At 62.9% G+C, this 21078-nt stretch carries 18 protein-coding genes; 17 read left to right on the top strand and 1 reads right to left on the bottom strand.

The window, feature by feature from the left end:
- From ACO07C_RS11255 to ACO07C_RS11230, 6 genes are read left to right on the top strand one after another with little or no spacing between them, the layout of a single operon-like run.
- Positions 1-786, top strand: coding sequence for an SDR family NAD(P)-dependent oxidoreductase (locus ACO07C_RS11255; RefSeq protein ID WP_421914245.1), 786 nt, complete (start codon positions 1-3; stop codon positions 784-786).
- Positions 787-805: 19 nt separating this feature from the next.
- Complete coding sequence (locus tag ACO07C_RS11250; RefSeq protein ID WP_421914244.1) at positions 806-2011, top strand: CaiB/BaiF CoA transferase family protein; 1206 nt, start codon at positions 806-808, stop codon at positions 2009-2011.
- A gap of 2 nt (positions 2012-2013) precedes the next feature.
- Positions 2014-2802, top strand: a complete 789-nt coding sequence (locus ACO07C_RS11245) for an enoyl-CoA hydratase/isomerase family protein (protein ID WP_421914243.1) — start codon at positions 2014-2016, stop codon at positions 2800-2802.
- Positions 2799-3812, top strand: coding sequence for a hypothetical protein (locus ACO07C_RS11240; RefSeq protein ID WP_421914242.1), 1014 nt, complete (start codon positions 2799-2801; stop codon positions 3810-3812). The genes ACO07C_RS11245 and ACO07C_RS11240 overlap by 4 nt, the downstream gene beginning before the upstream one ends.
- Positions 3813-3820: 8 nt before the next feature.
- Positions 3821-5602 carry a CoA-transferase gene (locus tag ACO07C_RS11235; RefSeq protein ID WP_421914241.1) on the top strand — a complete coding sequence of 594 codons (1782 nt, stop codon included), beginning with the start codon at positions 3821-3823 and terminating at the stop codon, positions 5600-5602.
- A 3-nt stretch (positions 5603-5605) separates the two neighbouring features.
- Positions 5606-6451 (top strand): SMP-30/gluconolactonase/LRE family protein, encoded by an 846-nt coding sequence (locus ACO07C_RS11230; protein WP_421914240.1) that lies wholly within the window; start codon positions 5606-5608, stop codon positions 6449-6451.
- A gap of 65 nt (positions 6452-6516) precedes the next feature.
- On the opposite strand, the gene ACO07C_RS11225 is transcribed toward ACO07C_RS11230, so the two are convergent.
- Positions 6517-7947 (bottom strand): NAD-dependent succinate-semialdehyde dehydrogenase, encoded by a 1431-nt coding sequence (locus tag ACO07C_RS11225; protein WP_421914239.1) that lies wholly within the window; start codon positions 7945-7947, stop codon positions 6517-6519.
- A gap of 115 nt (positions 7948-8062) precedes the next feature.
- Between ACO07C_RS11225 and ACO07C_RS11220 the strand changes: the two genes are divergently transcribed.
- From ACO07C_RS11220 to ACO07C_RS11170, 11 genes are all read left to right on the top strand, one after another.
- Positions 8063-8743 (top strand): GntR family transcriptional regulator, encoded by a 681-nt coding sequence (locus tag ACO07C_RS11220; RefSeq protein ID WP_421914238.1) that lies wholly within the window; start codon positions 8063-8065, stop codon positions 8741-8743.
- Positions 8744-8746: 3 nt separating this feature from the next.
- A complete protein-coding gene (locus ACO07C_RS11215; protein WP_421914237.1) occupies positions 8747-9739 on the top strand; it encodes a proline racemase family protein in 993 nt (330 codons plus the stop codon).
- Positions 9740-9767: 28 nt separating this feature from the next.
- Positions 9768-10610 (top strand): transporter substrate-binding domain-containing protein, encoded by an 843-nt coding sequence (locus ACO07C_RS11210; RefSeq protein ID WP_421914236.1) that lies wholly within the window; start codon positions 9768-9770, stop codon positions 10608-10610.
- A 68-nt stretch (positions 10611-10678) separates the two neighbouring features.
- Positions 10679-11359, top strand: coding sequence for an amino acid ABC transporter permease (locus ACO07C_RS11205; protein ID WP_421914235.1), 681 nt, complete (start codon positions 10679-10681; stop codon positions 11357-11359).
- Entirely contained in the window at positions 11356-12213 is an 858-nt protein-coding gene (locus ACO07C_RS11200; RefSeq protein WP_421914234.1) for an amino acid ABC transporter ATP-binding protein, read from the top strand. The genes ACO07C_RS11205 and ACO07C_RS11200 overlap by 4 nt, the downstream gene beginning before the upstream one ends.
- A 96-nt stretch (positions 12214-12309) precedes the next feature.
- Positions 12310-13788: an aldehyde dehydrogenase family protein gene (locus tag ACO07C_RS11195; RefSeq protein ID WP_421914233.1), complete on the top strand. Its 1479-nt coding sequence runs from the start codon at positions 12310-12312 to the stop codon at positions 13786-13788.
- Between the two features lie 14 nt (positions 13789-13802).
- The gene (locus tag ACO07C_RS11190; protein WP_421914232.1) at positions 13803-15497 is read left to right on the top strand and encodes a GMC family oxidoreductase; all 1695 of its coding nucleotides are present in this window, start codon (positions 13803-13805) and stop codon (positions 15495-15497) included.
- A gap of 17 nt (positions 15498-15514) precedes the next feature.
- Entirely contained in the window at positions 15515-16297 is a 783-nt protein-coding gene (locus ACO07C_RS11185; RefSeq protein ID WP_421914231.1) for an HpcH/HpaI aldolase family protein, read from the top strand.
- A gap of 23 nt (positions 16298-16320) precedes the next feature.
- Positions 16321-17586 carry an NAD(P)/FAD-dependent oxidoreductase gene (locus tag ACO07C_RS11180; RefSeq protein ID WP_421914230.1) on the top strand — a complete coding sequence of 422 codons (1266 nt, stop codon included), beginning with the start codon at positions 16321-16323 and terminating at the stop codon, positions 17584-17586.
- 58 nt (positions 17587-17644) lie between these two features.
- On the top strand, positions 17645-19084 hold the full coding sequence (locus ACO07C_RS11175) for an NAD(P)-dependent oxidoreductase (RefSeq protein ID WP_421914229.1): 1440 nt from the start codon (positions 17645-17647) through the stop codon (positions 19082-19084).
- 270 nt (positions 19085-19354) lie between these two features.
- The gene (locus tag ACO07C_RS11170; protein ID WP_421914228.1) at positions 19355-20803 is read left to right on the top strand and encodes a DHA2 family efflux MFS transporter permease subunit; all 1449 of its coding nucleotides are present in this window, start codon (positions 19355-19357) and stop codon (positions 20801-20803) included.
- Positions 20804-21078 lie beyond the last annotated feature (275 nt).

Here is a 21078-nt window from a genome sequence, read left to right as displayed (position 1 = left end):
ATGGCTCGTCTTGAAGCAAAGGTCGCCGTCATCACCGGCGCCGCCGACGGCATTGGCCACGCGATCGCCGAGGCGATGGCGCGGGAGGGCGCGCATGTCTTCCTGGGCGACATCGCCGACAAGGCGGGCGAGGACTTCGCGGCCACGCTGCGCGCGGCCGGCCACCGGGCTGACTATGTGCATTGTGACGTTTCTCAGGAGGCCGATATCGCCGGCCTCATCGACAGCGCCGTCAAGAAGACCGGCCGCCTTGATGTTCTGGTCAACAACGCCGCCATCGCCATTGGCGGCATGCCCGTGCACGAGATGACCGACGAACAGTGGCACCGGCTTATGTCCGTCAACCTGACCAGCGTGTTTCGCGGCTGCAAATACGCGCTGCCGCGCATGATCGCGCAAAAGTCGGGCTCGATCATCAACATGGCTTCGGCGCAGGGCCATATCGGTCTCGACGGCTGGACCGCCTATGCTGGCGCCAAGGGTGCGGTGATGGCAATGACGCGCCAGATGGCGGTCGAGTTCGGGCCGATGAACATCCGCGTCAATTCCATCTCGCCGGGCACCATCAACACCCCGATGAACGACAAGCTGATCAAGGAGATCGGCGGCAACCTCGCCAAGGCCTGGGTCAAGATGCATCCGCTCGGCCGCATCGGCGAGCCTTCCGAAGTGGCGGAGGCGGCCATCTATCTCGCCTCCGATGCCGCCGGCTTCACCACCGGCACCGACCTGCGTGTCGACGGCGGGCTGACGGCGGCGCCGCGCTACGTTCCCGAACTGCTTTGAAAACGAAACGAGACATGAAATGAACAAGGCCCTCGAAGGCGTCCGCATCCTCGACTTCAGCCATCTGCTGCAGGGGCCGTTCGCCACGCAATTGCTTGGCGACATGGGCGCCGACGTCATCAAGGTGGAGCGCGCCGGCGCCGGCGACATGTTCCGTGGCATGACCTTCTTTGCCAAATGGGTGGGCGGCTCAGAGAGCCCGAACTTCCTCGCCTGGAACCGCAACAAGCGCTCGATCGCGCTCAACCTCAAGAGCCGCAAGGTGCACGCCATCATCATGGAGATGGCCAAGACCGCCGACGTGGTGGTGCAGAATTTTCGCCCCGGCGTGCTGGCCAAGCTCGGCTATGGCTATGAAGACTTCAAGGCCGTCAATCCGCGCATCATCTACTGCTCGGGTTCGGGCTATGGCGAGGAAGGGCCCTATGTCGAGCGTCCCGGCCAGGACATGCTGATCCAGGGGCTTGCCGGGTTGATTGCCAACACCGGTCGCGGCGACCAGGCACCGGTTCCCGCCGGCGCCGGCCTCGCCGACCAGATAGGCGCCATGAACATGGTCTACGGCATCCTGTCGGCGCTCTATTATCGCGAGAAGACCGGCAAGGGCCAGAAGATCGAGGTCAATCTCCTGGCCGGCCTGCTGGCGCATCTCAACCAGGAATATGTCGCCGTGCTCAACCTCGGCGAGGATTTCGTGCGGCCGAACTCCGGCATCGGCCATCCCGGCATGCAGGCGCCGTTCGGCATCTACGAGACCAGGGATGGCGGCTATATCTCGATCGCCATGAGCCCGTTCAAGACGCTGTACGAGGTGCTGCAGGCACCGCGGCTTGCCGTCTATGACGACCTGAAAACCCTGTTCGACAAGCGCGACGAGGTGTTCGAGAAGGTCAACGCCGAGACCAGGAAATTCGCCACGCAGGATCTGCTGGCACGGCTGCTGGCGGTCGACATCTGGTGCGCGGAGGTGAAGGATATCCGCCGTGCGGCCGAGGATCCGCAGGTCAAGCACATGGGCATGATCACCAGCTACGATCATCCGCGCGGCGGCAAGGTGCGGGTGGTGGCCCCCGCCGTCAAGATGAGCGAGACGCCCGCGACCATCGACCGGCCGGCTCCGCTGGTTGGCCAGCATGGGCGCGAGATCCTGGCCGAGTTCGGCCTATCCAAGGAGGAGATCGCCGCGCTCGAAGCGTCCGGCGACATGACCGTGGACGCGGCCTGACGATGCGAGCCTATCAGACACTTACGGTCGAAACCTCGGGCCGCGTCGCCATCGTCACCTTCCGGCGTGCTGACCAGCTCAACGCCATGAACCGGCTGATGCAAGGCGAGATCACCGAGGCCTTCGAGGCGCTGTCGGTGGATGCGGATATCGGCGCGATCGTGGTGACCGGCGAAGGGCGCGGCTTCATGGCCGGCGCCGACATCAAGGAATATGCCGCGCAGACCGGAGCCGAATTCGACACGTTCCAGGCGGCGGGCATATGTATGTACGCGGCGATCGAAAACAACCGCAAGCCGGTAATCGCGGCGGTCAACGGCTTCGCGCTGGGCGGTGGCATGGAGTTGGTGTTGTGCTGTGACATCGTGATCGCCAACCAGTTCGCGAAACTCGGCCTGCCGGAGATCAAGCTTGGATTGATTCCCGGCGGTGGCGGCACGCAGCGCAGCGTCGCCAAGCTCGGCCGCAACCGCGCCAATCTTCTGCTGATGACCGGCGCCATCGTACCGGCCTCCGAATTCGTCGCTGCCGGCCTGGTCAACGAGATCGTCGATGTCGATAGGCTGATGCCGCGCGCGCTGGAACTGGCCGAAACGATTGCCGCCGAACCCGCCGCCGCGATCGAAGGGCTGAAGGCGCTGACGGCGCATGCCGTCTCGGGCCAACTGGCCGACGGTCTCGCCATGGAGCGCGACATATTGGGTGAGCTCTACCGAAGCCAGATTGGCCAAAGGCGGGTGAGGGAGTTCGCGGACAGAAGCACGACCAAGGTGAAGAAGGCCGGATCGTGAAAGACGACGACCATCGCGGATTGGGCTGGGCCCACGGCGCGCTGACCGTCCAGCGGCTGGGTGCGATGCTGGCGCCGGTTACTTTTGTGCTGGAAAACGGCCGGCAGGTCTCGCCGATGCACATTGCACCATGGTCGAGCAAACCGGAGGCGGAAGCGCTACCGGGTATTCTACGCAGATTGCGCGGCGAATGGCCTTGCGTGCCCTTCGGTTACTCCGTTCCTGCCGATGGATGGCCAAAGGACTGGGCGCGTGTGATGGGGCCGCCCGAGCCGGGCGAAGAAATCCATGGCCATGGCTCCAATCATGACTGGACATGGCGCGACAGTGACAGCGGTTCACTGTCGCTGCTACTCGCCTATCCGAAGGGAAGCCCGGTCGAGCGCGTTGAACGGACGATTACGCCCGATCCTTTGGCGCCGGCAATCGACATTGAATTCAAGATTGTCGTTCGCCGTGCCTGCCGCTTGCCGATCGGCCTGCACCCGGTGTTCCGGCTGCCGGCGCGGACCGGTGCCGCCACGCTGGAACTCGGCTCCTTCGACAACGGTCGCACCTATCCGCACGATGTCGAGCCAGGCGCTGAAATGTTCGCCCGGAACACGAGATTTGCCGAACTGACCAGCGTGCCGGCGTGTGCCGGCGGGGGGGCCGACGCCTCGCGGTTGCCATTCGCCGCCGATACCGAGGAGCTTCTGCAAATCGACGGTCTTGAAGGCACGGCGGCGCTCGCCAACCATGCCGACGGCTACAGGGTAAAGCTTTGCTGGCAAAAGGAACATTTCCCGAGCTTGCTGCTCTGGTATTCCAATCGCGGGCGCAAGGCCGCACCCTGGAAGGGCCGTCATGTCGCCATCGGCATCGAGCCAATCTGCTCGCCCTTCGGGCTCGGTCCGGCAACGGCGCTTGCCGACAATCCGATCGCGCAGTCCGGCATTGCGACGGCGTTGGACTTTTCACCCGAAAAACCGTTTCTGACCCGCTACCGCATCGAGGCGTCCGCGCTGTGACAGATCGTGTGCCAACGTCCCAGGTCAAGCCGAACCGGCCGCGCTTCACCGATGTGGAGGGGCTGGCCGCGATGGTCGGCCAAGGGGACTCTTTTGGCGTCGGCGGCCACCATTTCGCCCGTCTGCCGATCGCATTGCTGCGTGCCATTGCTGGCTCCGGCGTCAAGGATTTGCACTACGTTTGCTGGGCGGGCGGCTTGCCGCTTGAACTGCTGCTCGAAGCGGATGCGATAGCGCAGATCGACCTCTGCTTTTCCAGCCTCGACATTTTTGGCCTGCCGCCGCGTTTCCGCGCCGCTGCGGAGAGCGGCGCAATACCGGTTCGCGACTGGACGGCGCTGGCGATGATCCAGGCGCTGCGGGCGGCGCAGCAGAACCTGCCGTCCATGCCGTTCCAGCTTCCAGAGGGATCGGACATGCTGGCACGCGTGCCGGGCGCAATCGCCGCGCCCGATCCTGTTGCCGGCAACGCCACGGGATTTGTCCTCCCGCTGCGGCTCGATACATTCGTCGTCCACGCGCAGCGCGCTGATGAAAGCGGTAATGTGCAGATCATCGGGCCGCGCGCACTGGACTTCGCCATGGTAGGCGCGGCGCGGCAAGTGCTGGTCACCGTCGAGGAAGTCGTCCCCGTCGGTGCGCTTCGTTTGGACGGGCGCCAGAGCATCCTCACTCGCAACCAGGTTTCGGCCATAGCGCCGGCGCCAGGTGGTGCCTATCCGGCCTCCTGCCTGCCGTTCTATGTCACGGATTATAAGAAATTGTCGGCGGCGTTCACGGCAAGGGAAATGCCCCTGGAGGATAGTCTGCGCCTGCCTTCAGAGGGCGTGCCGGAACCGCTGCAAGCCGCTGCCAAGGTGCGTGCCGAAACGGTCATCGCAATGCCGCTGATTCTTGACGCCGACAAGAAAGCATCCGTCGAGGAGATCATTGTCGCACGTATCGCGGCTGAGCTGGGCAATGAGAGCTTTGCCAGTGCCGGCGCTGTCTCGCCGCTCGCCAATGTTGCCTACCGGCTGGCCAAGGCAACGCACGCGCCGGACATGATCATCGCCACGATGAGCTGCGGCCATCTCGATATCGCGCCCAGCCCGATGATCCTGTCGCTGATCGAAAGCCTGGATTGCGAGACGGCGGTGGCGCATGCCGGTGGCGACGACACCTACTCGACCTACTACCAGGCGGGCGCGGTGACGCATGAGATCGTTGGCGCGGCGCAAGTCGACCGGCGCGGCCGCGTCAACACCATCGCACTGCGCAAGCCCAGCGGCGGCCTCATCCGGCTGCCCGGGCAGGGTGGCATGGCGGATGTCGCCAACATGCACCGCGACTACCTGCTCTACATTCCCCGTCATTCGGCCCAGTCGCTGGTGAATGAGGTCGAGATCGTCAGTTCCGCGCGTGGGCTGCTGACGCCGGCCGAACGCGAGCCGATGGGCTATCGCACCGGCAAGGCGCTGGTCTTCACCGATCTCTGCGTCTTCCGGCTCGACCGGACATCCAGGGAATTGACGGTCATCGAAACCATGCCTGGGGTCACACACCAGCAGATCCGTGACGCCACCGGATTTGCGGTGACGTTCGACGCCGACTGCCGGCAGGTCCCCCTGCCTTCCGATGCCACGCTCGCGGTCCTGAGAAACCAAATCGACCCGCTCGGCCTGCGCCGCCTGGAGTTCGTCAGCGCCAAGGAGCGCGGCGCGCTCATCGCCGGCATACTCGCGGATGACCGCGGCATGGTCGAGCGCTGCATCGCAGCGCAGCTGGGATTGGACATTGCAAGGAGCTGATCCATGGCAAAGCCGTTGCTCGACATATCAGCCGCGCGCGTCTTCTTCGACGGCATCTTCACCACCCCACGTGTCGCGCATCCGGAGGGCGTGGCAGTCCACCGCGACGGCTCGATCTGGTGCGGCACCGAAACCGGCGACCTGCTGCGGTTGGCCGCCGACGGCGGCTCGGTCGAGCGCATGGGCGGCACGGACGGCTTCCTGCTCGGCATCGCCTTCGACAGTGCGGGCAACTGCTTTGCCTGTGATCTCAGGCACGCGGCGATCTTTCGCTGGGATGCCATGGCAGGCCAAATGGAGCGCTTCGCTTCGTCCGGCATCCGCGTGCCGAACTATCCGGTCGTCGACGAGGCGAGAGGTTGGCTCTACGTGTCGGATAGCGTTGGCGAAGACAATCGCTCCGGCATCTTCCGCTACGATCTCAAGACCGGCGAGGGCGGCCTGTGGTGTCGCGAGGCCATGTCCTTCGCCAATGGCATGGCGATGGCGCCGGACGGCAACGGCCTCTACGTCGTGGAAAGCGAGGCGCCTTGCATCAGCTACGTGCCGATCCTCCCCGACGGCACGGCAGGCGCGCGGAAAGTCTTCGTCGAAGGCGTGCACAACGTTCCCGATGGCTTGGCTTTCGCATCCGACGGCTCGCTGTTCATCTCATGCTACGAGCCCAGCCGCATCTATCGCTGGCGGCAGGATCGAGGTCTCGAAGTGCTGATCGAGGATCCGGCGGCGACCACGCTGGCGCACCCCACCAACATCGCCTTCAAGGGCGACAAGCTCTACACCTCGAATCTTGGCCGCTGGCACATCACAGAAATTGATCTGGCCGCGATCTCAAACGGGAGCAGCTAATCCACAGCCCAAGCTGGCGCAGCATTTGAGCTGCGCCGCTGCTCGCTCCCACTTCGATTCCCTCTCTACATCTCGGTAACGAACTTCGTCCGCAGATAGGCGTCGAGCCCTTCGACGCCGCTTTCCGAGCCGTAGCCGGATTCATTGACGCCGCCGAAGGGTGTTTCCGGTGTCGAGACCATCATGTGGTTGACGCCGACCATGCCGGCTTCAAGCGCCATCTCGGTCTTTTGGGCAAGGCTGAGGTCGCGGGTGAAGACGAAGGACGCCAGTCCGTAAGGCAGCGAGTTGGCGCGCTCGATCATGTCGTCAAAATTGAAGAACGTTGTCGTCGGTGCGATCGGTCCGAAAGGTTCTTCGGACATGATGCGTGCCGTGTCCGGTACGTCCCGCAGCAGTGTTGGGGCAAAGAAATAGCCCTTGTTGCCGATGCGCTTGCCGCCGGTCACGACGGTGGCCCCCTTTGTCGTGGCATCGCCGACAAGGGCGTCCATCGCATCGAGCCGTCTTGGCGCGATCATCGGCCCCATCTGCACGCCGGTCTCAAGCCCGTTGCCGATCTTGAGCTTCTCGGCGCGTGAGGCGAAGCCGTCGATGAAGCGGTCATAGACAGCCTCGTGGACGTAAAAGCGGGTTGGCGAGGTGCACACCTGGCCGGCATTGCGGAACTTGAAGGCGACCACCGTATCGAGTGTCTTTTCGAGATCGGCATCTTCATGGACGATGACAGGAGCGTGGCCGCCAAGCTCCATCGTGCAGCGCTTCAGCGTATCCGCGGCCTGTTTCTGCAAAAGCTTTCCAACGGCGGTCGATCCGGTCAGCGAAACCTTCTTGGGGATCGGCGACGCGATCAGGTAGGACGAGACCCGCGCCGGTTCGCCGAAGACGATGTTGAGCACGCCTGCCGGCAGTCCGGCGTCCTGGAAGCAGCGGGCGATGGCCACCGCGGTTCCGGGCGTCTCCTCCGCCGGCTTCAGGATGATCGAGCAGCCGGCGCCAAGCGCGCCCGAGATCTTGCGGATGACATTGCTGGCCGGAAAGTTCCAGGCGGCAAAGGCCACGACAGGCCCGACAGGTTCCTTGAAGACCATCTGCCGCACGCCGGGCAACCGGGCCGGGACGATGCGCCCATAGGCGCGCTTGCCTTCCTCGGCATACCAGCGCGTCGCGTCGGCGGCGAACTGCACCTCGCCGGTGGCCTCGGCCAGCGCCTTGCCGTTTTCCATCGTCAGTATGCGGGCGATGGTGTCCTTGCGCTGCTCGATCAAGTCGGCGGCCTTGTTCATGATGGCCCAGCGCTGCATCGCGGTCATCGCCTTCCACAGCCTGAAGCCTTTTGCCGATGCCGCGAGAGCGCGGTCAAGATCGGCCTCCGTGGCATGCGGGACAGATGCCAGCGCTTCCTCCGTGGCGGGGTTGATCAGCGTTTCGGACTTACCGTCCGATCCCTGGCACCACACGCCGTCAATCAGCAACTCGATCGTCTCTGGATACATGTCCTGGCCCTTTCCAGCCCGGCGGTCCGCGGAATGGCCGCCGGCAAATTGCGCGTCGAAAGAAAATGTCCGCGATGTGGCTTGACCTGTACATTGTATACAGTATGGTGTCGACATGATTTTAGCGCGCATCCAGAAATTGTCGGTCGCCATTCCCGAGAACCTCGCGGAAATGCTGGAGGAAGAGATCATCTTCGGCCGCATCAAATCCCGGGAGCGGTTGACCGAGGAAATGGTCGCCGAGCGTTACGGCGTCAGCCGGTCACCAGTGCGCGAGGCGCTTCGGCTGCTCGAGCGCGACGGCCTGGTTATGCGTGAGGCAAGACGCGGCATTTGGGTTTCGCCAATGTCGCAGCGCGACTTCGACGAGGTCTATACCTGCCGCATCGAGCTTGAAGGGCTGGTCGCCAAACAGGCCGCCGAATCCGTGGACATCGAGAAGAAGGCCGAGTTCAAGAACCTGCTGTCCGAACTGAAGCAGGCCCAGGCCAGGAACGATGCGCGGCAGTTCTTCATCGTCGACGTTCGCGGTTCTTTCCTGACCTACACCCTGGCGGGCAACAAGACCCTGACGCGCCTTCTCGGCGGCTTGGAAAAGCAGGCCCTGCGCTATCGCTATCACGCTTACGAGCAGGATCCCAAGATCATCCAGCTGTCCCTGGATGACACGGCTCGCATCTACGACGCGATTACCGATGGCGACGGCGAAAGCGCCAAGGCGATGACCGAAAACCTCATTCGCGAAATCTGGCAGAGCATGCGCGCCGGCATTCGCGACGCCTTCGGCGAGGGCTAGGTCGTGTCCACCTTCACGTCAGCGTTCAGCGTCATCGATTCCCATACTGCTGGTCACCCCACTCGCGTCATCCTCAGCGGCGTCCCGAAACTTTCCGGTTCAAGCGTGCGCGAGAAGCGGGACCATTTTCGCGAGAATTTCGATCATTTGCGTCCCGCGCTTCTGCACGAGCCGCGCGGCCATGCGGCCATGGTCGGTCTGGTGCCGGTCGCCTCGGATGTCGCCGATTACGGCGCGTTCTTCATCTCGTCCTATGTCTATCTCGATATGTGCGGCCACGGCACAATCGGTCTAGCCAGAACGCTGGCGTTCACCGGAGAGATATCTCCTGAAACGGGTGACAGTTTCACGCTGGAGACGCCCGCCGGTATCGTGACGGTACATTGTGTGTGGAGCCACGCCGGGACTCTCGATCGGGTGCGCATCGCCAACGTCCCAAGCTATGTCGGGCTGGAGCATCTCAGCGTTGCCGTCGAAGGCGTAGGCACGGTCAATGCCGCCATCGTCTATGCCGGCATGTGGTACGCCCTGGTGGACGCGGCCTCGCTCGGCTTCCAACTGGTCCCGGACAATGCGTCCGCCTTGATGCGGTCCGGCGCCAGGATCAAGGACGCGATAAAGGCGGCAACGAAGGACCTTCCGCTGCTGGCGGGCTCGGCCGCGCCGAGCGTGCTCTTCCATGATGCCGACAGCGAGGCGTCGGCGACGCATTTCCTGGTGCTGGAATCGAACAAGTTCGACCGTTCGCCTTGCGGCACGGGGACCTCGGCACGCCTGACTTATCTGCTGGAGAAGGGTCTGATCGGTCCCGATCAAACCTACCATGCAAAGAATATCTTCGGCATTCCGTTCGAGGCGCGCCTGCGACAACGCGTCAACGAGGACGGCCGCGAGGCGATGATCATCGAGATCGAAGGCTCTGCCTTCATCACCTCCACCCAGACCATCTACTTCGAGAAGGGAGACCCTCTCTCGAAGGGATTTCTAAGCCGATAACCAACAAAAACTCAGAAAGGGGAATGACATGAAACTGACAGTGATGCGTACGTTCATGGCCGCATTGACCATTGGCCTCGGTCTGCTCACGGCGCCGATCGCCGCCTCTGCGCAAGACAATCCGTCCGCCGTCATCGACCAGATCCGCGCCAGCGGGGTTCTCAAGGTGCCGGTAATGACCGGCGAGGAGCCGGGCTATATCAAGGATCCCGCGACGGGCCAGTGGAGCGGTTTCTACTACGAATTTCTGGGCGAGATCGCGACCCAGCTTGGCGTCAAGCTCGAGCCTGTCGAGACGACATGGGGCAATCTGGCGGCCGACTTCCAGTCCAACAAGATCGACATAGCCATCGGTGTCAATCCGAATCCGAAGCGCGGCCTTGTGGTCGACTATCTGTGGGAGCCGTTGTTTACCGACGCCTGGGCCGTGCTGACGCCTCCGGGAAAGCCGGTCAAGACCTGGGCCGAGCTCAATTCGACCGACAAGACAGTGGTCGTCCAGAAAGGCAGCACCATGCAGGTTGTCGCCGAGGCGCTGCTGCCGAAGGCCAAGATCACTCCGGTTGAAGATCGCGGTCTCGCACTCATGGAGCTTCAGGCCGGCCGTGCCGATGGCGTTGTGCTCTCGGTTTTCGATGCGCTGCAGATCACCAACCAGAAGATCGGCAACGTGTCGCTTCCCGAGCCGATCCTGCGCAATCCCGCCACGCTCGCCGTGGCGCGCAAGCCGGGCAATGCCGGGTTCATCAACTTCCTGACCAACTGGATCCTGCAGGAGCGTTCGCTTGGCCTCGCCCAGGGCAAGCTTGCTCGCTCATGGGAAGCCCGTGGCATTGATCTGTCGATCCTCCCGGCTGGCTTCAGCTTCTGATCGCAACAGCCTGACCGCGGCATGACGCGGCGGTCAGGCTTTCCACTGGCGCGTCTCCCGGGGTGGACGTGCATCGCACCAGTGAGGACACTATGCTGTTCGACTACACGGTCATTACCAACAATATCGGGCTGCTCTGGCAAGGCCTGCTGATGACGCTCTACTTCACCGTCATCACCATCGGCGCGGGCATGCTGATTGGCCTGTTCATCGGGCTTATCCAACTGAGCACCTTCAAACCGCTGGTCGTACTCGGCCAGGTCTATGTCGAGTTCTTCCGCAACATCCCGCTGCTCGTCACGCTGCTCTGGGTCTACTACGCCTTCCCCATCTTCGCCGGCATCAATGTCACGAAATTCTGGGCCGGCTTCATTGGGCTGAGCTGCTATGTCGGGTCGTTCTACGCCGAAATCCTGCGCGCCGGCGTGCAGTCGGTCGATCCCGGCCAGACGGATGCCGCCACCGCTATCGGCATGTCCTACGGCCAGCGCATGCGCCGGATCATACTGCCGCAGGCCTTTCGCAAGATGATCCCGCCATTGGCCGGCCAGTCGATCATCCAGATGAAGAACACGACGCTTCTGTCGATGATCACCGTTCCCGATCTTCTCTACCAGGCGAGCTATATCTCCAGCTTCACCTATCGTCCGATGGAAGTTTACACCGCCGTCGGCGTCATCTTTCTCATCATCCTCGTTCCTCTGACGCTGCTGTCGCGGAAACTCGAAAGAAGCGGGAGCCTGAAATGAGCGCCATTGAACCAAGCGCCGTGACGGCCAGGAGTGAAAAGCCTGTCCTGCGGCTGAACGGCATATGCCTGAAGTTCGGTGACAAGCGCGTGCTGAACGGCATCGATCTGTCGGTCGTCGAGGGCGAGGTGGTCGTGCTGATCGGCGCCAGCGGATCGGGCAAGACATCGCTGCTGCGCTGCATCAACCTGCTTAATGTTCCGACCAGCGGCAGCATCATCATCGATGAAGAGACGCTGTTCAACAGGCAAGCCGATGGCAAGGGCGCCCAGATACCGCCCCAGGAGGTCAACCGAATTCGCTCCAAGACCGGCATGGTCTTCCAGCAGTTCAATCTCTTTCCGCACATGACGGCGCTTGAAAACGTCATGGAAGGTCCGGTCATCGTCAAGAAGGAGCCGAAGGAGCAGGCGCGTCAAACGGCGTTGAAGCTTCTTGATGTGATGGGCTTGGCGCAGCACGTGGAAAAATATCCGCGCCAGCTTTCCGGCGGTCAGCAGCAACGGGTGGCCATCGCCAGGGCGATGGCCATGCAGCCCAAGGTGATGCTGTTCGACGAGCCGACCTCGGCGCTCGATCCCGAACTGGTCGGCGAAGTCATGAAGGCGATGGTCGAACTGGCCAAGAGCGGCATGACCATGGTTATCGTGACTCACGAACTGGGCTTTGCCTTCGAGGTTGCCGACCGGGTCGTGTTCCTCGATCAGGGGCTGGTCGCCGAGCAAGGCCCGCCGTCCAAGGTGCTGCTGCATCCCGAACATCCGCGTCTGAAGACGTTTGTCGGACGTTTCCATGAATCGGCGGACCTGCTCCGCCCGTTCCTCGAGGCGCGTGAAGCCGAGAAGGCGTGCTGAAGGCACGTTGCGCCACGCAAACAGTCAGGTGGCCATCATCGACGCGGCGCCCGTTCATGCCGTGCCTGCGAGTTGGCCGCATAAGGAAAGATATCAATGACGCTAAGTTTTGATCCGGCCACGGTCGCTATTCCCAGAGGCCATCATATCGGCGGGCAGTATGTCGAGCTGCCTGGCTCGGAAATCGAGGTTTTGCGACCTTCCGATCTCCAGCACATGGGAATGATCGCCGATGGTGGTGAAGCCGCGGTGCAGCAGGCCGTCGATGCCGCCAGGAAAGCCCTGGCCCAGAGCCGCTGGGCGAAGATCGCGCCACGGGACCGCGCTGCCGTGCTCATGCGTTTCGCCGCGCTAATCGAGGAGAACGCCGTCTATCTCGGACAGCTTGAAGCGATGGGATCGAGCCGGCTGATTTCGATGACCATCGGGCGCGACGCCGTCCGCACCGCCGGCGTCGTGCGCTACTATGCCGAGTTCTGCGACAAGATCGAAGGCACGGTCACCTCCACCGAGGCGAATGCGCTCAGCATCGTCAAGCATGAGCCCTATGGCATTGTCGGCGCGATCGTTCCCTGGAATTTCCCAATGATCACCGCCGCCTGGAAGTTCGCACCGGCATTGGCCGCCGGCAATGCGGTGGTGATGAAGACGTCCGAACTGACACCGCATAGCCTTCTCGCGCTGGCGGACCTTGCCGCACGGGCCGGCGTGCCGGCTGGCCTGTTCAATGTCATCAACGGTTACGGTCACACGACCGGGGCGGCGATCGTGCGTCATCCCGACATCCTGAAAATCTCGTTCACCGGGTCGACGCAGACGGGCGCCGCGATCATGACGCTCGCCGCCCAGTCGGGCATCAAGCCCGTCACGCTAGAGCTCGGCGGCAAGAGCCCGCAGTTGGTGCTGGCCGATGCCGGCGACATCGATGTCGTGGCCGGTCGGGTGGCCGCCGCCTTCATGGACAACGCCGGGCAGGTATGCACCGCGGGATCGCGCCTGATCGTCGAGGACAAGATCGCCGAGGCGCTCGTCGAGCGCATCGTCGCCCGCACCAAGGCGATCAAGCCAGGGCCGACCTGGGACGAGGCGACGACCTTCGCCCCGATCATCAGCCGAAAGCAGCTCGAACGGATCGACACGATGGTTCGCGAAAGCGTCAGCCAGGGCGCCACGGCAATCGCGGGCGGCACCGTGCTGGAGGGTCGCAACGAAGGCAGCTTCTATTCTCCGACGATCCTGGAGAACGTGTCCGACGACAATATCGGCTTCAAGGACGAATTCTTTGGCCCGGTGCTGACGGTGAGGAGCTTCACCGATCTGGAGGAAGGCCTCGCCCTGGCGGCCCACCCTGTCTACGGCCTTGCCGCCAGTATCCACACCACGGATTTGAAGAAGGCGCTCAAGGCAGCGGATTCGATCGAGGCCGGCATGGTCTGGATCAACCAGCATGGGCGCGGCCCGGAATTCACCTATCCGGCCGGAGGCTACAAGGGCTCGGGCTTCGGCAAGGACATGGGCCGTGCGGGCATCGAGGCGTTCCTGCGCCAAAAGGCCGTCTGGGCCAATTACGCCTGAAGCGAGCACAAGACATGCAATTCGATTACATCATTGTCGGGGGCGGCTCGGCGGGCGCCGTGCTCGCCAGCCGTCTTTCTGAAAACGGCACGAAACAAGTGGCGCTTTTCGAAGCCGGACCCGACACCCCGCCGGATGACGTCCCTGAGGTCATCGCGGACAGCTATCCCGGACTTTCCTATTTCGATCCGAAATATCACTGGACGGATCTGCGCGTCTTCAATCGATCGCCCAAGCAGAACGCACAGGTGGTTAAGACCGCCAAGCTCGAACAGGCCAAGGTGATGGGCGGCGGGTCGAGCATCAATGGCCAGTTCGCGGTGCGCGGCATGCCCCACGACTACGATGAATGGGAGGGCCTTGGCCTGCTTGGATGGGGATGGGACGGCATGCTGCCCTACCTCAAGAAACTCGAACGCGACCTCGATTTCGGCGGCGATCTCCACAACAAGACCGGCCGGATTCCCATCCGGCGCGTCTTCCCGCAGGACTGGGCCGGCTTTACCAAGTCCGTGCTGAAGGTCACGGAAAGCGAATATCCGTACCGCCCGGACTACAATGGCAGCTTCGAGGACGGATCGTTTCCGCTGCCGCTTTCCAACGAGAACGATCGCCGTGTATCGACCGCCGTCGGCTACCTCGACAGCGAAGCGCGCGCTCGCAAGAACCTGCACATCTTCGCCAATGCGTTCGTCGAAGGCCTGGTGACGGAAGGAACGCGCATCACCGGCGCCAGGGTCACGATCGCCGGCCAAACCAATGTCTACAGCGCAGGCGAGACGATCGTTTCCGCTGGCGCCCTGCACTCGCCGGCGATCCTGCTTCGTGCCGGCATCGGGCCGGCGGCGCAGCTCAGGCGGCTTGGCATCGACATCATCGCCGATCGCCCGGGTGTTGGGGAGAACCTGACCGATCATCCGCATCTGGCCGTCGGCGCGCATTTCAAGAAGTCCGCTCGCCTCAAGCCTGGTCAGCGCCGCCACATTTTCCTGGGGGTGAGATACTCATCCAATTATGCGGACTGCCATCCCGGCGACATGCTGTTGATGCCCGTCAACCGCGCCGGCTGGCATCCGCTGGGCAAGGCGATGGGCGCGCTCAATGTCTGCGTCAACAAATCCTATTCGCGCGGAACGGTGACATTGAAGTCGGCCGTCCAGAGCGAAGAGCCGATCGTCGATCTCAACCTCGCCTCCGACGGACGCGACCTGATGCGTCTGGTAGACGGCTTCAAGCGCATCTGTCGCATCATGCAATCGCCGGACGTCCAGCAGCACGTCAACACCTGGTTCCTGGCGGGCTACAGCGACGAGGCGCGCGCGCTCAGTGTCCGCAAGCCGTCGAACTGGGTGAAGACCGCGACGGCGGCCTGTCTCTTCGACTATGCGCCGTTCTTCCGCGAGACCTTGCTCAAGCGCAAATTCGGCACCACCGACCGCATCCATGCGATGCTGGGGAATGAAGAGCTGATCACCGATTGGGTCAAGCAATCGGTCTGGTCGGGCTGGCATGTCTCCGGCACCTGCAAGATGGGCGCCAATGGCGATCCGCTGGCGGTGCTCGACGCCGAATGCCGCGTGCGTGGCGTGCAGGGCCTTAGGGTCGTCGATGCCTCGATCATGCCGACCATCGTTGCCGCCAACACCAACATCACGACGATCGCCATCGCTGAAAAAGCGGCGGACCTGATTTTGAACTCACGACAATAGCAAAGGACCTGAAGGCAATGCGCAAGAACAAGGTGAAGGACATCTGGGCCGCCGGTGGCGAAGTGGTGACGGGATGGCTCGGCATTCCGTCGTCGATCTCGGCGGAACTGATGGCGCAGCAGGGTTGGGACGCCCTGACCGTCGATCTCCAGCATGGCGCGACAGACTATGTCGACGCCGTACCGATGCTGCAGGCGATATCGACCACGGACACGACGCCGATGGTGCGCGTGCCCTGGAACGATCCGGCGATCATCGGCAAGGTGCTCGATGCCGGCGCCTATGGCGTGATCTGCCCGATGGTCAACACGCCCGAGGAAGCCGACGCCTTCGTCAAGGCCTGCCGCTATTTCCCCAAGGGCGGCCGTAGTGTCGGTCCGCTGCGCGCCTCCCTCTATGCCGGCGCGGACTATTTCCAGCATGCCAACGACACGATCATCACCATGGCGATGATCGAGAGCGAGCAGGCGGTGAAGAACCTGGAAGAGATACTGAAGACGCCGAACCTGGATGCCATCTTTGTCGGGCCCTCGGACCTCGCGGTGACCATGGGCGAAGCGCCCGGTTTCGATCCCCGTTTTCCGGCCGTCTACGAAGCGATCGAATATATCGCCGCCAAGTGCAAGGAAGCCGGCGTCATTCCGGGCATCCATTGCGGCTCGGTCGCATACGGTGTCGACATGCGCAAGATGGGCTACCGTTTCATGGCCTATCTGTCCGACTTCCGCATGCTGCAGCAGATGGTCTCGCGTTCGCTTCCTGCGTTCCGCGCGGGCACGCCGAGCGCGATCGCGCCCTGATCTGAGATGGTGGATCGATCGCCATGACTTCGACAGGCATGAGGCGCGGCACGGTGACGGTCATCGGCGCCGGTATCATCGGCGTCTGCACCGCGAATTACCTGCTCCAGCAGGGGTTTTCCGTCGAGGTGGTCGATCCCGCATTGCCGGGCTCGGAGGAACAATGCTCCTTCGGCAATGCCGGCGGCATCTGCCCGGGATCCTGCATCCCGAACTCGATGCCGGGCGTGCTCGGCAATGTGCCGAAATGGCTGATGGATCCGGAAGGGCCACTGATCGTGCGGCTGTCCTACCTGCCGCACGCGCTGCCTTGGTTGCTGCGCTTTCTGGCCGCCAGCCGCAAGCCCAGGGTCGAGGAGATATCGGCCGCGATGCGCTCGCTGCATCGCTATACATTCGAATGCTACGAACCGCTGATCAAAGCCGCCGGCTGCGAGGACCTGTTGCAGAAGCGCGGCCAGCTCTTCGTCCACGAAACGGCCGACGGTCCGTCGAAAGGCGCCTATGGGCTCGGCCTTCGGCGCGACCACGGCGTGAAGGTCGAGATCCTGGATGCCGACGAAATCCGCCAGCTTGAGCCGGCCCTTGCCCCGATTTTCAAAAGCGCTGTCTATCTGCCCGAACAGGGGCAATGCCCGAATCCCGGCCGTCTGGTCTCCAGGCTCGCCGAACACGCCGCGCGTCTGGGCGCGCGCTTCACGCGGGCACGGGTGATCGGTTTCGACATGGGCGCCGGTGGCCCCTCGGCACTGCGGCTCGAAGGCGGCGGGCGCATGGCGGTCGAGACGGTGGTGCTTTGCGCCGGCGCCTGGTCGGGTGATCTCGCCCGCCAACTCGGCGACCGCATTCCGCTCGAAACCGAGCGCGGCTATCACATCATGGTCAAGGACGCCGACACGGGCTTGCGCATCCAGACCATTTCGGCCGACCGCAAGTTTGTTGCCTCGCCGATGGAAGACGGATTGCGGATTGCCGGCAATGTCGAATTCGCCGGATTGAAGGCGCCCGCTAACATGAACCGGGCGGATGTCCTCCTGAAACAGGCACGGCCGATGTTCAGGAGACTGGAGAATGGCGAGGTCACGCGCTGGATGGGCCATCGCCCGGGAACCCCCGACAGCATTCCGGTCATCGACCGGGCGTCGCGGGCCAAGAACGTCATCTATGCTTTCGGCCACGGCCATCAAGGCCTCATCGGGGGTGCAGTCACCGGCAAGATCGTGTCGCAACTTGCCGCGGGTTTGCCGCCGGCAATCGATCTAACGCCTTTCCGGGCGGATAGGTTCTGACTATTCAGAGCACGCTGCTACACCAGCAGGGCTTTTCGTTCTCGCATGGGGAAACGACGTGACCGCAAACACAAATACGCAGGCCATACAGCCAGTCGACCCTGAGCGCGCCTACGCGGTGCTGATCTGCGATCTTGTGGGCCTGCGCTTCGGCGATGACGGAAGGCCGGACCCCTCGGAGGTCCGAGCCCATATCGAAGCCAAGGGCGGCCGCTTTCATGCGAGCGCGCTTGACGACAAGGCCAGCCTCGAACGCGGCCGCATCCATTTCTTCTACCAGCCGGATCTCAGCACGCGCGAGGAACTGATCGCGGTGGCAGGCGACGGCCGCTATGACGCCGTCATCGCCGCCGCAACCTTCCTGCCGGCCGAAACCGTTTTTCCCGTCGCTGGCGTGCGGATCGGCGCCGGCACCGGCAATATGGGGTCACGCTCCTGGGGCGGCGGAAGCGGCGAGGGCGGCGCGGCGGTGCTGATGAACACACCGGGCATCAACAGCCGCGCCACCGCGCAGATGGTGATGAAGGCGATCCTGAAAGTGCTGCCCGATATACCGGTCGATACGCTTCACGACCGTGTCGCGCGCGGCATGTTCGATACCGGCAGGGACCTGCGCGATTTTCCTACCGAAAAGCTGGAAGGCAAGACGATCGCCATCATCGGCTATGGCAATATCGGCCGCGAGGTTGCCAAGCTTGCGCGCGCCTTCGGCATGCATGTGGTCGTTCACGCGCGGCCAAGGCACCGGGAGTGGATAGAGGCGGAAGGGTTTGCCTACGCGCCAAGTCCCGCTGAGGGGGCCGAAGGGGCCGATGTGCTAAGCGTCCATGTCGGGCTCGGCAAGCAGGATACGCAAACCGGACGCTATGCCAATGCAGGACTCGTCGGCGCGGAGGTGTTGTCGCGCCTCAACAAGGGCGCGGTGCTGGTCAACTATGATCGCGGTGAACTTGTCGACGTCGCGGCCCTTGGTGATGCCCTGGATGCGGGGCGGGTGCGCCATGCGGCGATCGATGCAGACCTCTTCCGGGACGCCTCGACCGGTAACCTTTCCGGCCCGATGTTGCCCTATCTCGCCCTTGTCGAAAAGCATGGCGACAGACTTGAGCTTCTCCCGCACGCCGCCGCCGATACGGATCATCCTTCACGGGTGGCGGGCGCGAGGCAGGCCGTCGACCAGATATTCGATGTCATTCACCGCAAATCGGTGACGAATGCCAAGGGCACCGTGCCGTCGCGGTATGTTCCCCTGGGAGCAACCACGCCCCCCGGCGTCGGGCCGGTGACGGCAGGCGATCTTCTGAAGCTGACCGCCGAGGAATGTTCGGAATTGGGCGATCTCTGCGACCGGCAAGCCGGTCTTTGGAAGGCCCTGGCCGGCGGGGATCCGCAGCAGCGGCGAGACATCGTCGCCCTAAAGGGCGAGCAGCTTGTCCGGCTGATAAATCGCTTTCGCCTTATCTCGGAAAAATCCAACCTCACCGGCCCGTATCAATAACACCTGTCGGGCCCATGCGGGTTTGATGCCTTCTAATTGATCTGCATTTGCTGGCAGGCAGCCGGTAGTCAAACTTTGTTGACTTCCGTCCAGGCAGAATTGACTACCGCTCCGCCTTTTGACGGACCATAAGACACGCCGTGCGATCGTGTTACGGCTGGTCGGTCGGATATGAGATGATTGCGCTTTGGAGGGATCATACTCCAGCAAACATATTGAGCCCGTTCCGATTCCATCGGGATGGAACAGGCCAGAGTATAAGCCACCTGAATGACGGACCTGGCCGGAGCATTGGAACAGCCTCAATTCGCCACCGAGCGTGACCCGAGGCTGAGGCTGATTATTCCGATAATCGTTGCCATCGCCTTCCTGATGGAGCAGCTCGATTCCACCATCATCACCACCGCGATCCCAGCCATCGCGCATAGCCTCGACACCACCCCGGTCAGGCTCAATCTGGCGATCACCACCTATATCCTGACGCTGGCCGTGTTCATTCCCGTCAGCGGCTGGTTCGCCGACAGGTTCGGTGCACGAAGAGTGTTCGCACTGGCGCTGTTCACCTTCACCGTTGGCTCGGCCCTTTGTGGCATGGCGGACAGTTTCGGCATGCTGCTGGCCATGCGCGCCCTGCAGGGGCTGGGTGGCGCCATGATGACGCCGGTCGGGCGGCTGATCCTGTTGCGCAGCTTTCCGCGCAGCGGACTGGTCACCGCCATGACCTACATGACCTTGCCGGCCATCATGGGACCGGTCATCGGGCCGCTGCTTGGCGGCTTGTTGACAACCTACGCATCGTGGCGATGGATCTTCTACGTCAATGTGCCCTTCGGCTGCATCGGCATTCTGGCCGCGCTGCGCTTCGTCGACGATTTTCACGAGGAAGCGGTGCAACGCTTCGACTTCGCCGGCTTCCTGATGGTGGGGTGCGGCGTAGCCCTACTCCAATTCGGGCTGGAAAGCATCGGTCGGCCCATCATTCCCGCCTCGGCAACAGCGCTGGTGTTGGCCGCGGCAATCCTGTTGCTGCTCGCCTTCGGGCGCTATGCGCGCAGGGTGGTCGCGCCGGCCGTCGATCTGACGCTGTTTCGATTTCGTTCGTTCTGGGTCGGCACGCTGGCAGGCGGCCTGTGCCGCGTCGGCCTCAACGGGGTGCCGTTCCTCCTGCCATTGATGTTGCAGGTCGGCTTCGGCATGAGCCCGGTCACGTCCGGCTCGCTGACATTCGTCGGCAGCTTCGGCGCCTTGCTCATGCGACCGCTGCTGTCGTCACTGTTGCGTCGCTTCGGCTTCAAGGTCGTGCTGATCGGCAGCGCGCTTGTCGGCTCGGCCGCGGTCGCGGGCTTCGCGTTGCTCAGCGCCGACACGCCTCACTGGATGATCGGCTTGTATGTCTTCCTGTTCGGCATCGTTCGTTCGTCGCAGTTCATGACCTCCAACACCTTGTCCTATGCCGACCTGCCGGGGGAAAAGCTAAGCCGCGCCACCAGCCTGGGCGGCGTCTTGCAGCAGCTCAGCGTTTCGCTGGGCGTTTCGATCGCCGCCATGCTGCTCGGACTGGTCGCGGGAGAAACGCATGTCCTGACACCGGAGCGCTTTCACCAGGTTTTCCTGTTGACCGCGATCATCCCCCTGATGTCGATTCCAGGGTTCTTCTATCTGCGGGTGGAAGATGGCGTCCAGGTCAGCGGCCACAAGAGTGGCGTTTCTCATAAGTGATGATCGGCTCTCAGTGCGCGGATCATCAAAATCCGGAGGATTTGCAGCGATCCGGCGCTTCAATCCCTGAAACAAACACGGCTTGGCACGGCGCGCGATCGGCCTGAACCCCTGGCTGAAAATGCTTCGATGTTGCCGGGGATCGTCCGGCACTACGCCCGTTTTTCTCCTTGGCGGGAGAAAATCGAAACAGATTTCCTTATCTCTATAGATTTTGTCGAATATCGTTCAACCCAACTTGGATGAGCCAGTCAACCTAATTTGGCTGAGCCAGT

It is taken from the genome of Mesorhizobium sp. (assembly GCF_965229135.1).
GTDB lineage: Bacteria > Pseudomonadota > Alphaproteobacteria > Rhizobiales > Rhizobiaceae > Mesorhizobium.
Note: the sequence above shows the minus strand (reverse complement) of the source record. Positions and strands in the feature narration are given on the sequence as shown.